At 39.8% G+C, this 13,093-nt stretch carries 10 protein-coding genes; 6 read left to right on the forward strand and 4 right to left on the reverse strand.

Annotation, left to right across the window (positions count from 1 at the left end; genetic code table 11):
- Positions 1-410: 410 nt before the first annotated feature.
- The 6 genes from MWU82_RS15420 (at position 411) to MWU82_RS15445 (ending at position 8,286) form a co-directional block, all read left to right on the forward strand.
- Positions 411-3,047: a glucosidase gene (locus MWU82_RS15420; protein ID WP_247097054.1), complete on the forward strand. Its 2,637-nt coding sequence runs from the start codon at positions 411-413 to the stop codon at positions 3,045-3,047.
- 197 nt (positions 3,048-3,244) lie between these two features.
- The gene (locus MWU82_RS15425) at positions 3,245-4,531 is read left to right on the forward strand and encodes an acetylxylan esterase (RefSeq protein WP_247097055.1); all 1,287 of its coding nucleotides are present in this window, start codon (positions 3,245-3,247) and stop codon (positions 4,529-4,531) included.
- 67 nt (positions 4,532-4,598) lie between these two features.
- On the forward strand, positions 4,599-5,888 hold the full coding sequence (locus MWU82_RS15430) for a Gfo/Idh/MocA family oxidoreductase (RefSeq protein ID WP_247097056.1): 1,290 nt from the start codon (positions 4,599-4,601) through the stop codon (positions 5,886-5,888).
- A 168-nt stretch (positions 5,889-6,056) separates the two neighbouring features.
- Entirely contained in the window at positions 6,057-6,458 is a 402-nt protein-coding gene (locus MWU82_RS15435) for a hypothetical protein (protein ID WP_247097057.1), read from the forward strand.
- A gap of 163 nt (positions 6,459-6,621) precedes the next feature.
- Positions 6,622-7,383 carry an SDR family oxidoreductase gene (locus MWU82_RS15440; protein ID WP_247097058.1) on the forward strand — a complete coding sequence of 254 codons (762 nt, stop codon included), beginning with the start codon at positions 6,622-6,624 and terminating at the stop codon, positions 7,381-7,383.
- Between the two features lie 162 nt (positions 7,384-7,545).
- Entirely contained in the window at positions 7,546-8,286 is a 741-nt protein-coding gene (locus MWU82_RS15445) for a peroxiredoxin (RefSeq protein WP_215949044.1), read from the forward strand.
- Between the two features lie 182 nt (positions 8,287-8,468).
- Here the strand turns inward: MWU82_RS15445 and MWU82_RS15450 are convergent, their stop codons facing one another.
- From MWU82_RS15450 to MWU82_RS15465, 4 genes are all read right to left on the reverse strand, one after another.
- Complete coding sequence (locus tag MWU82_RS15450) at positions 8,469-9,053, reverse strand: DUF4494 domain-containing protein (protein ID WP_247097059.1); 585 nt, start codon at positions 9,051-9,053, stop codon at positions 8,469-8,471.
- Between the two features lie 275 nt (positions 9,054-9,328).
- Positions 9,329-10,513 carry a hypothetical protein gene (locus MWU82_RS15455; protein WP_247097060.1) on the reverse strand — a complete coding sequence of 395 codons (1,185 nt, stop codon included), beginning with the start codon at positions 10,511-10,513 and terminating at the stop codon, positions 9,329-9,331.
- Between the two features lie 281 nt (positions 10,514-10,794).
- Positions 10,795-11,436 (reverse strand): carbonate dehydratase, encoded by a 642-nt coding sequence (can, locus tag MWU82_RS15460; RefSeq protein WP_247097061.1) that lies wholly within the window; start codon positions 11,434-11,436, stop codon positions 10,795-10,797.
- Positions 11,437-11,454: 18 nt separating this feature from the next.
- Complete coding sequence (locus tag MWU82_RS15465; RefSeq protein ID WP_215949040.1) at positions 11,455-13,014, reverse strand: SulP family inorganic anion transporter; 1,560 nt, start codon at positions 13,012-13,014, stop codon at positions 11,455-11,457.
- Positions 13,015-13,093: the final 79 nt, after the last annotated feature.

Below are 13,093 nucleotides of genomic sequence, written 5' to 3' on the forward strand. Positions count from 1 at the left end.
TGTTTGCGCATCATTGCCGTTATTGGGGTGATCCTAAAATTAGGCCAATCTTCCCATAAAATCTTCACTAAAAAAAAGGAAAAGTTTACAGTATCCCAAAGCTTTAACAATAAGAATACCTTAAAGCAATTCTTAATATTAAGAATACACTACCAATCCACACGAGTGTATCTAATATGACTTCTTTAATTTGAATCGTTTTTTTTAATGGGATAACAAAAGATTATCCATAAAAATAACAATTAGGTAATATTGAAAGGTTTAATTACCAACTGAAGTAATTAGTCTTATTTTTACAATTATACCCGAATGAAAAAATAGCTATTTAAATATTTATCGATAACTATATAACATTCCGGTTTTAAACATCTATGGTTTAATTCTATTTAAGACACAAAAACAATATCTCAATGGCACATTTTACCCCGAAAATTGCTGAGGAAGACAGACTTGCTGTTCCCGATACCTACAAACACTGGAAAAAATGGGGTCCGTATTTGGCAGAAAGACAATGGGGTACTGTTCGGGAAGATTATAGCGAACATGGACATGCATGGGATTTTGTAGGTCATGACAAGGCCCGTAGCAACGCCTATAGATGGGGAGAAGAAGGAATAGGTGGCTTTTGCGACTCCAGGGAGATATTATGTTTGGCTCCTGCATTTTGGAACGGCAAGGATGAAATTTTAAAGGAACGATTGTTCGGCCTTACCAATAATCAAGGTAATCACGGAGAAGATGTTAAGGAGCTCTACTTTCATCAGATGTCCACCCCAACCCACTCTTACTGTAAATACCTGTATAAGTATCCACATAAAAAATTTCCATATCTAGAACTTGTCAATAACAACATTCGTAGCCGGGAGGATATGGAATATGAGTTGTTGGATTCCAAATCTTTTAATAACAATGCCTATTTCGATTGTTATATTGAATATGCCAAAGCGGACGTGGAAGATATTCTTATGAAAATCACGGTGGTCAACAGAGGCCGCAGAAAGGCCAATATACATGTGCTGCCACACCTTTGGTTCAGAAATTTCTGGAAGCACAATAAGCGATTTAAACGTCCTTCCATTAAATCCGTTGCAGACAACTGCTTGCAGTCCAGAAGTATAAGAAACGGTAGACACTACCTTTATCACGAGAATGGCGATCAACTCTTTTGTGAAAACGAGACCAACAATAAGCGAATTTATAATGTTGCCAATGAGGTAGACTATGTTAAGGATGGTATAAACGATCATGTAGTAAACGGCAAGCGCACCGTTAACCCTGAAAAGAATGGTTCCAAATCGGCCATCTGGCACAAATTTAAGCTAAAGGCCGGTGAAGAAAAGAGTATAAGGGTACGTCTCAGTAAAAAGAAATTGCAAGATCCCTGGGCAGATTTTGATGCTATATTTGAGGAAAGGATAAAAGAATGTGAAGAATTTTATGATAGCAAACTAAAGAAAAACTTGCCCGAAACCCACCAAAAGATAGCCAAAAGTGCCTTCTCAGGTTTGTTGTGGACCAAACAATTCTATTATTATGATGTCTTTAAATGGCTTTTTGGAGGACCAGGGGAACCAAAACCTTTCCGTGTGGCCGCTAGAAATTTTACCTGGCAGCACCTTACCAATAGGCATGTAATATCTATGCCCGACAAATGGGAGTATCCTTGGTATGCGGCCTGGGACTTAGCCTTTCACATGGTTTCCTTTGTAGAAATAGACCCCTATTTTGCCAAGGAACAATTGCTCTTGGTACTGCGGGAAAATTATATGCACCCGAACGGACAAATTCCTGCCTATGAATGGAACTTTAGCGACGTTAACCCTCCTGTCCATTCCTGGGCGGTATGGAATGTATATGAAAAGGACAAACAAAGGAACGGTACAGGGGATACCAAGTTTTTGGAAAATGCTTTTCAAAAACTACTCATCAATTTTACTTGGTGGGTAAACCAAAAAGACAAACATGGTACGGATCTCTTTGAAGGTGGATTTTTGGGGCTGGACAACATTGGTGTGTTCGACCGTAATCATATGCCGGAAGGGGTTAGCAGAATGCAGCAAGCCGATGCCACCAGTTGGATGGCTATGTTTACGGTAAATATGCTGCGTATGTCGCTAGAACTGGCGAAGACCAATAAAGTGTATGAGGAGTCCGCCGCCAAATTCTTCAGGCATTTCCTGAATATTGCCTGGGCCATGCACCATATTGGGAAAAAAGATATCTCACTGTGGGATGATGAGGACGATTTTTATTATGACGTGGTTGAACTTTCCAATGGGGCAACAAGTAGATTGAAGGTGCGTTCCTTGGTAGGTATAATTCCAATGTTTGCCGTTGAGATCATTCATAAGGACCTCTTTGAACAATTGAAGGAATTTAAGATTAGGGCAGCCGAAATTGTTCGTACTAGGCCAGATCTCGCTTCCCTGATCTCCAATATTGAAGAGGCCAATCCAGAAGGTAATTATCTGTTTTCTATTATGCGTGCCTATAGGTTGGAAAAACTCTTGAAGCGCCTTTTGGACGAAGATGAATTTCTTTCAGACTTTGGTATACGTTCGCTTTCAAAATACCATAAAGATCATCCTTTTGTATTCGCTCATAACGGTCATTATACCATTCACTACGAACCTGGTGAGAGTCGCTCCAATATGTTCGGGGGCAACTCCAACTGGAGAGGGCCCATCTGGATGCCATTGAATTATATGATCATTCAATCTTTGCGAAAGTACTATACCTTTTATGGGCCAACCTATCAGTACGAGTTCCCCACGGGATCCGGTGTTAAGCTAAATTTAAAGGAAATCGCCAATGAGCTCACCAAGAGATTGGTGAAACTTTTTGAACATAATGCGGAAGGCAAATTCCAGTATCATGCTGATGATAAGAATAAACTTTTCTCAAAAGATGAGCACTTTAGAAACCAACATCTCTTTTACGAATTTTTTGATGGCGATAATGGTAAAGGGCTAGGTGCTTCGCACCAAACGGGCTGGACAGCATTGATCGCCAATCTCATCATGGAAATGGAAGAATCCGGGTCCTAAAACGGACATTTTCTAAAAACTTATAAAAATCTAGACCTCACATTGTGGGGTCTAGTGCATTTAGGGACTAAAATTCCACCTAATTTACTATCTTTCTACAGTAGTAGGGAATCATTACCAATTTCTTCCACTTAAAATATAGGCATGCTCACCGCATTACTACAATGTTGAACACAAATTAAACCAAAAAATTAAAAATGAAAATTTTCACTTCCCTTGCGTGCTTTCTCCTTTTTAGCACTTATTTAATTGCACAACCCCGCCAAGAACTAGTAGAAGTTATTGTAAGCCCAAACCATACCGATTGGACCTATTCTATTGGGGAACAGGCAGAATTTACTATTTCAGTTTATAAAAACAATGTTCTCTTAGACGATATCGAAATTAAGTACACTGTCCAGCCCGACCCTGGGTACCGAACCTTAAAAATTTGGGATGAGGGCACACGTACCCTTAGAAACAATTCCACAAAAATTAAGGCCAAAAAATTCACCGAACCGGGATTTCTCCGTTGCACAGCAACCGTTGAAGTAGATGGCAAGGAGTATTCTTCCTATACCACGGTAGGTTTTGCACCAGACAAAATACAGCCCACGACCACTTTACCGAAGGATTTTGAGGCGTTTAGGAATAAAGGCAAGGAAGAATTGAATCAAGTACCCATGAACGCGGTACTGACCTTGATGCCTGAACGGTGCACGGACAAGGTAGATGTATACCATGTGCAATTGGACAATATAAAAGGTAAAATCTATGGTATTCTTACCAAACCCAAAAAAGCAGGAAAATATCCCGCCATCCTACATGTGCCCGGTGCTGGAATAAGACCCTATTCTGGGGAAATTGACGAAGCTGCGGAAGGTTTTATCTCTTTTACCATTGGTATTCACGGCATTCCCGTAAACTTGGATAAAAGCGTTTATGACAATCTTAGCAGAGGGCCCCTAAACGGTTACCAGACCTTTAATTTGGATGATAGGGATAATGCCTACTTCCGCCGTGTATATCTCGGTTGTGTTAGAGCAGTTGATTTTATAGAAAGTGTGGATGATTTTAATGGCGAAGATATTGCGGTAACCGGTGGTAGCCAAGGCGGTGCGCTTTCCATTGTGACTGCAAGTTTGGATGATAGAATTGATTATCTGGCTGCCTTTTATCCTGCCCTATCCGATATGACCGGATTTTTACATGGGCGTGCCGGAGGTTGGCCTCAGATTTTCGTGGACGAATTCACCAACAAAACAGAGAAAATAGAAGTTTCCAAGTATTATGATGTTGTAAATTTTGCTCGCTTCGTAAAAGTACCGGGTTGGTACAGTTGGGGGTATAATGACAATGTTTGTCCACCTGCCTCAACTTATTCCGCTTATAATGTAATGACTGCACCAAAGGAACTACATCTTTTTCAAAAAACACAACATTGGCACTACCCTGAACAAAAGGAATTGAAAAAAGAATGGCTATTCGCGAAGCTGAAGAACTAAGATAGATCGGGCCCCAAAGATTTGGTCATGGACTTTCCAATATTTAATTGAACCAATCTAATCGTAAATGAAATCAAAAGACCAACATCGTAGAGAATTTATTAAACAAAGTGGTTTAGGCCTATTGGGCCTAACCTTATTGCCTTCGGCCTACGGTAGGATTGCTCCTAGCGATCGCTTACGGGTGGCACACATTGGTGTAGGCGGTATGGGGAACAACCATATGAAATGGTTCAGCGCCCTGCCGGAGGTGGATGTAGTAGCCCTTTGCGATGTAGACGAAATGCACCTTGCAAGTAGCCTAAAAACAATGGAAACCCTTCAGCCCGGAAAAAAGGTGAAAGGCTATGGGGATTTTCGAAATATTCTGGACCGTAATGACATTGATGCCATCACCTGTGCTACCCCGGACCATTGGCATGCACAGATCGCAACTTTGGCTTTTCAGGCAGGAAAGGATGTGTACGGTGAAAAACCACTGTCCTATGATGTTAAAGAAGGGCAAATGATGCTCAAAAATATGGAAAAGCACGACCGTATTTTTCAAATGGGAACGCAGATTCATGCTACCGATAATTACCATCGCGTGGTAGAAATTATAAAGTCGGGCGCCATTGGTAATGTACACACGGTTCGTTTATGGAAAACAGGTGCACCACCAAATTTGGGCAATCCTAAAAGTGTGGCCATCCCCAAAGGTCTTAATTGGGATATGTGGCTGGGACCTGCACCCTATGTAGATTATATGCCGGAGAAATGCCACTTTACATATCGTTATTTCTTGGATTATTCAGGAGGCTTCTTTGCCGATTTCTGGTGCCATATTGCCGATGTTGCCTTTTGGGCCTTGGAACCCAAGGGTCTAAAAAGTATTGTTGCCCGAGGGGAAAAAGCCGAAGGCATCGCCGACACGCCAAAATGGATCGAAATCGATTATGAGTTCGACGGTTTAAATCTTTATTGGACCAGTGAACCTCCAAATGTTCCTGGTGCCGCAGAGCGAGGAATAGGCGCCTATTTTGAAGGAGACAAGGGGAGTTTAATTTGTGATTACAATTCCCGTGAAATAACCATCAATGGTGAAACTATGACCGATATCCCGGAAATACCACAAAGCATTATCCGCTCTCCGGGGCACCAACAAAACTTTGTGGATGCCGTAAAGTCGAGAACCCAACCTGAATCAAATCTGGCCTATGCCCGCACCATGACTCTGCCCATGCACTTGGGATTGATTTCATACAGATTGGGAAGGAAACTCAATTGGGATTCGGAAAAGGAGAAATTTATTGGAGATTCTGAGGCCAATGGCCTTTTGTCCAGAAAACCTCGGAAACCTTGGCGATTGGTGACCTAATCCCTATTTACCCTAAACAACTATCATTGATAAAAATCAATCGAACCCATGTTGCCCAAAATAAACACAACGCCTAATAATAAGCCCTGTTTGACCCCATTTAACTATGATTTCTGTATTCTTAAGACTAAATATTAATAGTTTTAAGCATTTAAAATTTGTGCTAAAATGAATAAAAGAATTGCCTTGAAAATTATGTTCCTATTGCTGGGAACACTTTTAATATTTCATGTATTAATTTTCACGGAGCAAATACCCTATGATAAAGTCTGGGCAGGTAAATTAAATTCTGTTGAGGAAATGAAAGCCTTTGAAGCTTTTTCCATCCTGATCAATCTCTTCATGATTTTGATACTGTCCATTAAATACAAACTTTTGGAGAGCAGAAAAAGAAATAAGGTCGTTGATATACTCATATGGATATTTGTGGTCTTTTTTGCCCTGAATACGATAGGCAATATGTTCGCCAAAAGTTTGATAGAATTAATTTTGGGAGGTATTTTGACCCTGGTTTCATCCATTCTTTGTTTTATAATTGTTAAAAAGGAAAAAATAAAAACAACCCAATAAGCCAAAGTCGCTCCTCTCTTGTCCTGCATAAGTCAGTACAAAACAATAAGCTATCATATCAATCCAAACTAAAAACGAGATAACATTCCTGCTATAAAATTAAGAGGGAGCTGGTCCATTTCTATAATATTCCCGAATTTTACAAAAACAAAAATCCATTATAATGCCTGAAAACAAAATTGCAGTAGTAACAGGAGGAAGTCGAGGCCTAGGTAAGGATATGGCCATTAATATCGCAAAAAAAGGAATCGATGTCATTATTACCTACCACTCCAACAAATCGGCGGCAGATAAAGTTGTGGCCGAGATAAGGAACATGGGCAGATTGGCGCATGCGCTACAATTGGACACCGCTAAGATTAATTCCTTTGATCAATTCTTCAATCAGCTTTCCACTTATCTAAAAACCGAAACAGCTAAGGAAAAATTCGATTTTTTGATAAACAATGCCGGTACCGGAATTTATCAACCTTTTATCGAAACCACGGAAGAACAGTTTGATGAAATGGTCAATGTTCATTTCAAGGGAGTCTATTTCCTAACCCAAAAGGCCCTGCCCTATTTAAATGACGGTAGTAGAATTATTAACATTTCTTCCGGTCTAACCAGATTTACTTTTCCAAATTCATCGGCCTATGCCCCAACTAAAGCTGCTGTAGAAGTATTTACCAGATACTTGGCCAAAGAATTGGCACATAGAAAAATTACCGCAAATGTTGTGGCTCCAGGGGCAGTAGCAACGGATTTTGGTGGTGGAGAGAACAAAACAAACGAGCAAAAAAGAAAGGCTGTAACCGCTGCCACTGCCTTGGGAAGAGTAGGAGAACCTGAAGATATTGGCGGTGTGGTGGCATTTTTGTGTACCGAGGATGCCCACTGGATCAACGGTCAACGCATAGAGGCTTCAGGAGGGATCCTATTGTAGAACAGTTTATAATTTCTTAAAAAGGGGCCATAATATTCCGTATGACATGGTAAATGAATTTATCCTACCATTTACAATTAATTGAAGGTGTGTAACATTGGTCACTGTGCAAAACTTATAATTCAAATACCTTAGTTCCATAAATATTCTAAATATAGAACAATGGAACAAGATCAAGTAAACGAACACATCAGCATGCCACGAATTGGGGATGCTGCACCAGAATTTAAAGCTGTTACAACCCAAGGTAATATAAATTTCCCTAGTGATTACAAAGGCGACTGGGTAATCCTATTTAGTCATCCGGCCGACTTTACTCCTGTTTGTACCTCGGAGTTTATGACCTTTGCTACAATGGAAGATAAGTTTGCAGAAGCCAATTGTAAGCTTGTTGGTCTTTCAATAGATGGTTTGTACAGCCATATTGCATGGTTACGTACCATAAAGGAAAAAATAGAATACAAAGGGATGAAAAATGTTGAAGTAAATTTTCCTTTAATTGAAGACATTACCATGGAAGTTGCCAAAAAATATGGAATGATCCAACCCAATGAAGATTCAACAAAAGCGGTTAGAGCTGTTTTCTTTATTGATCCAAAGGGGATAATAAGAACTATTATTTATTATCCTTTAAGTTTGGGTAGAAACTTTGATGAACTATACAGAGTAATCATTGCGTTGCAGGCCGCTGACGAATTTGGAGTTGCCACTCCTGCCGATTGGCGTCCGGGAGATGATGTAATAGTGGGACCCGCCGGTTCTTGTGGTACAGCCAAAGACAGAATGGAAGACAGTGAAATAGATTGTAAGGATTGGTTCTTCTGTACCAAAAAGTTGGATAAGGATACCGTACTGGATAGAGTGTTGAACAAAAAGAAAAAACGCGAAGCCCTAACAACCTAAAAACAAAGGCCAATATTGGTCCTCTTTAAGGAACCGGGTAATAAACTAGAAACCCCGCCATTGTAGCGGGGTTTGTTATTTTATAAAATTTCAATATGCCCGTGGTTTCTTAAATACGGGTCCTAGAAACAAAAAGAGGGCTTATAAGCCCTCTTTACAATATTTATCCCAAGAAAATTGGTCTACTCCTCTTCCCCTTCCAATGCTCCAACTGCCAAGGCTTCTTCGTTTTCAAAAGTATCCAAAGCTTCCAAGTCTTCATTAAGTACGTTGGACTCCGAAGTTGAAGCCTTTAGGGCATTAAACTTTTCCAATTGGTCCATATCCCCTTCTTCGCCTGAAAAATATGGAAATACATCCATGATCGGAGATTCCGATATTACAGGAATGGTGTAATCGCCCATGGTACCTTTCATGGCCTGTATGGTATTGTCATAGGCTTCCTTTACATCATTGGCCTGTACCAATAAATAAGTATTGGTTTTTCTTTCCTTACCACTATTCTCGTCAAAGGCAATTAAAGCCACCTTTGATTTAAACCAGCGATCGGAATTCTCAAAAGGATGCACCTCCGAAAAATTAGCAACTTTTATATTGGTAATCAAGAATTCTTCACTAGTATAAGCGGCCATCTCTTCGTTTATTCTGCTCTCCGCTTCGGTATACGATATCGCATCCAACAAATAAGTTTCCGTTGTTACTTTCTGTTCTCCAGTTTCATGGATTTTTCTATATTTTACCTTGCACTCGTACCAAGTCTGACTCATATCTATATTTTTTTAAGGATGCCAAAAATAGTCCTTAAAGAAAAATTTGCCCCCCTATTCCTTAAATAGATATTCACAATTTCTGAATTTGGGATATATAACAACACCGATCGTAGGTAGGCTCTTTTGCTAGGAAAGTTTCCGCTACGACATAATTATCCGAAGACCAACATTTTACGATAGAAGGTTTTAACACGTAGGTCTAAACTGAAGATTTAAGAGTTCGGTAGTTAAGTTATATTTCAATTCACAATGGTTCTCCGACAATATTCCAGCTATAAACTATCAAGGTCAAACGAATATATATTGCCCAAATCATCGGAAAAAAATATAAGTTTGGCCTCCTTGGGTAAAAAACTGGCCTTACTGGACGTAACATCACCATTTTTCCCTTTTATTTTGGTTTTTAATTGGATGAGTTCCCGAAACTCCCAGCCATCTTTCTTTTTTACTATTTCATTGACTGAAATAATATATAAATTATTCTCTCTATTTTTTACGGCGTGTGCTTCATATATTTTTCCGGATTCAACATGATTAATAATAGGACGGGAAGGACTTCTTTGAGCAGTGAGGTTCTCGTACGGAATGTTCGTCCATCTTCCCTCTTTGTCCCTTATCCGTAATACAAACTGAGGTTGATTAATTTGATCCACGCTGTTCTTGGTAACCAAGGCCATTTCCCCATTTTTAAATACAGTAGCATTCAAGTGATCGTCTGCATTATTATCGCCCTGTTGAACAATTATGGGCTCCGACCAGTTATTGGGCTCTTCCCCATCCATGTGGATTCGCTCAATGATAGATTGACTGTTTTGGTTGGACCAGATAACGGATACTTGATTTTTTAGACTGACTATTAAGGAAATATCGTCTTTATTAATGTCTTGTGCCAGTGTAAAGGGTTCCGACCAATCCCTGCCATTCTTGGAATGCCAAACCATAATTCTTTGGTTCACATCCGCAACCACCCAAAATTGGTTTTTGGAATCTCGGGTAATGGTAGCAGTTTCAAGGGATTCACAGTCCTGTGGAATAGGAAGGGATTCCTTCCACTGATGTTCGTATTGTTTGCTTTTGCGGGAATACCTTATTTGAACTACATCCAAAACACATTCCCCAACCAGGACTATATGCGCGTCATCACCTGTACTATATACGTCTGCCCTACTGGGTAAATTATGCCAGGCCTTATTTACTTCAAATTGACTCGCCCAGGAAGAAGTCTCCTTTTTCAATAATTTGGGACCATCCCCATCCCCTACTATTACCCACTGCCCATATTGGTTTGTCCATGATTTTGACTGGGGTTTATCCGCGGTAGCATCCCCGTAATTCACATGAAAAATAGGCTCCAAATAAAGCTCCGGGGTATTGGTTTCTTGGGCAAACACCCCATATCCGCAGATCATTATACAGAAAAATGGAGAAAAAGAAAATAAAATGCTTTTTAATTTCATACTGCTGTTAACTATACTGCCAAGTTAATCTAATATGTTTATAGGTAGGATGAAAGGAAGGTTAGCTATATATTAATAATTTGAAACTACTCATCACCTATAAAAGTATCTACCAATGTGGCAGAAGGTTAATTATGTTGACTCCTCTATTGATCAACTTTTGACTTAGTTTATATATCATCAATAATAGGTAAAATTTACCCTTAGTGCAACTAAACTATATGGACTATAAGAACATTGATATTTTTCCAATATTTTAAAATACACCAAGGGTTTCTAATTTAAATGATTTCCAGCTTATAAAACTCCTCTAATTGGGTATTACAGCTGAAGTTGACTTCCAAATCCTTGACAATTCCCGTTCCAACACCATAAACCCATCCATGCAGGTAAAGATCCTGCTTTCTTTCCCATGCATTTTGAACAATTGAAGTTTTCGCTAGATTGTATACCTGTTCCATAGCGTTGTATTCAACAAAGCGTTCAAAGAGTTCCTCTTCCCCCTTTATTACTCCCAATGCAACTTGGTGGTGTCTGTAAACATCCCTGATATGACGAATCCAATTATCTGCAAGACCATATGACTTACTGCCCATAGCGGCCTTTACACCCCCACAACCGTAATGTCCACAAACAATTATGTGTTTTATCTTAAGTACGTTGACCGCATAGTCCAGGACGCTGAGCATATTCATGTCGTAATGTACCACCATATTGGCAATGTTTCTATGCACAAAAACCTCTCCTGGTTTGGCACCAATAATCTCATTGGCAGGTACCCGACTGTCCGAACATCCAATCCATAACAAAGGGGGTTGCTGTCCCTTTTCCAGTTTTTTGAAAAATTCCGGGTCACTATCCAACTTGGATTGCACCCACTTACTATTATTCTCGATCAAGCTTTTATAAAATTCTGTTTTCATGTTGTTTTCGTTTTGCTATTAATGGCCTAATTGAAATACCTGATGTCCGAAATATTTCCTGAAACTTTCAGGATTATCCAAGGTTTCCTTTTCTGCAATCATTTTAATATTGATGTTATTGTTCTTCGCCTTGATTGAAAATTCATCCAAGTACTCCAAGATATCGTAGTCTAGAATTTTGGTCTTTCTAAAATCCAGTTCCAGGTAGGAATCCTTTTCCAAAGCATCCAACTCCTTCATGATAGGCCCTTTATTTATAAAGGTTACCTCCTCGGCAAAGTTGATATGAAATAAATTTTGTTTCCCTTGGTATTCTTTTAGGAGCACGTGATGTGAATTGTAGTAAGACTTTAAAAGCACAACGATCAACCCAATGGTCAACCCTATTAGAATACCCTTCAACAAGTCGGTGGCCACAATGCCTATTACCGTTACAATAAAGGGAATGAATTGGGCCCTACCCAATCTATACATCTGTACAAACGACTTGGGGTTGGCCAGTTTATAACCTATTACCAAAAGAACACTGGCCAAAACAGCCTGGGGAATGAGGTTGAGCAAGGTAGGTATGGCAATGACACTTAGCAAGATCAGGAATCCATGTAAAATAGCGGAGAGTTTGGACATTGCCCCACTCATCACGTTCGCCGTACTACGAACAACCACTTGTGTTATTGGTATACCACCGATCAATCCTGAAATACTGTTTCCAATTCCCTGGGCAATCAATTCCCTGTTCGTAGGTGTCTGTCTCTTATAGGGATCCAATTTGTCCGTGGCCTCCACACTCAATAAAGTTTCAAGACTTGCTACAATGGCGATGGTAAAGGCAATTACATAAACCGATCCATTGGCCAGGGAGGAAAAGTCAGGTAGTGTAAACTGTCCCATAAAAGACGAAAAATCCTTAGGAACGGGTACACTTACCAACTGACTTTCATGCAGGGTCAAAAAACCTGATGTCCCAACAGTAACATAGAGGATTATTCCAACTATTACCGCAATAAGCGGGGCAGGAATTAACTTGAACATTTTATTTTTTTTAGCCAAGACTTCATCCCAAACCAATAGTATGCCCAATGATACCAAAGTAATCAATATGGCTCCAGGGGTAAATTGATCATGAAGTCCACTTAAATTGATTCTATCGGTGTTGACATCGCCACTAAATCCTAAAGCCAATGGAATCTGTTGTATAAAAATCATGATTCCTATTGCGCTAAGCATTCCCTTTATTACTGCCGAAGGGAAATAATAGCCAATTACACCAGCACGAAAAATACCTAGTAGAATTTGGATGATCCCTGCCAAAATTACGGCAGTAAGAAAAAGTTCATAGCTGCCCAATTCGGTTATGGCGTTTAAGACAATTACCACCAGCCCTGCGGCCGGTCCGCTCACCCCTATGGCGGAACCTGATAGGTAACCTACCAGTACCCCGCCAATCAGACCGGCAATAAGACCTGCAAACGGGGGTGCCCCACTGGCCAGGGCCACACCCAAACATAAAGGCAATGCTACAAAGAAAACTACTAGACTTGATGGCAAGTCTTTTTTCCAGTGTTTAAATAAATTCATGGAAATATAATATTAGAAAATAAAGGTATATAGACCCGTCCTGTATAGTTAACATGCGGATGGTCCTATATGATTAATA

The sequence above is a fragment of the Arenibacter sp. S6351L genome, assembly GCF_023016025.1.
Classification (GTDB): domain Bacteria; phylum Bacteroidota; class Bacteroidia; order Flavobacteriales; family Flavobacteriaceae; genus Arenibacter; species Arenibacter algicola_B.

Excerpts from the sequence above, each read along its gene's own strand:
- MWU82_RS15420 (WP_247097054.1), top strand. The coding sequence starts at position 411 with ATGGCACATTTTACCCCGAAAATTGCTGAGGAAGACAGACTTGCTGTT.
- MWU82_RS15425 (WP_247097055.1), top strand. The coding sequence starts at position 3,245 with ATGAAAATTTTCACTTCCCTTGCGTGCTTTCTCCTTTTTAGCACTTAT.
- MWU82_RS15430 (WP_247097056.1), top strand. The coding sequence starts at position 4,599 with ATGAAATCAAAAGACCAACATCGTAGAGAATTTATTAAACAAAGTGGT.
- MWU82_RS15435 (WP_247097057.1), top strand. The coding sequence starts at position 6,057 with ATGAATAAAAGAATTGCCTTGAAAATTATGTTCCTATTGCTGGGAACA.
- MWU82_RS15440 (WP_247097058.1), top strand. The coding sequence starts at position 6,622 with ATGCCTGAAAACAAAATTGCAGTAGTAACAGGAGGAAGTCGAGGCCTA.
- MWU82_RS15445 (WP_215949044.1), top strand. The coding sequence starts at position 7,546 with ATGGAACAAGATCAAGTAAACGAACACATCAGCATGCCACGAATTGGG.
- MWU82_RS15450 (WP_247097059.1), bottom strand. The coding sequence starts at position 9,053 with ATGAGTCAGACTTGGTACGAGTGCAAGGTAAAATATAGAAAAATCCAT.
- MWU82_RS15455 (WP_247097060.1), bottom strand. The coding sequence starts at position 10,513 with ATGAAATTAAAAAGCATTTTATTTTCTTTTTCTCCATTTTTCTGTATA.
- can (WP_247097061.1), bottom strand. The coding sequence starts at position 11,436 with ATGAAAACAGAATTTTATAAAAGCTTGATCGAGAATAATAGTAAGTGG.
- MWU82_RS15465 (WP_215949040.1), bottom strand. The coding sequence starts at position 13,014 with ATGAATTTATTTAAACACTGGAAAAAAGACTTGCCATCAAGTCTAGTA.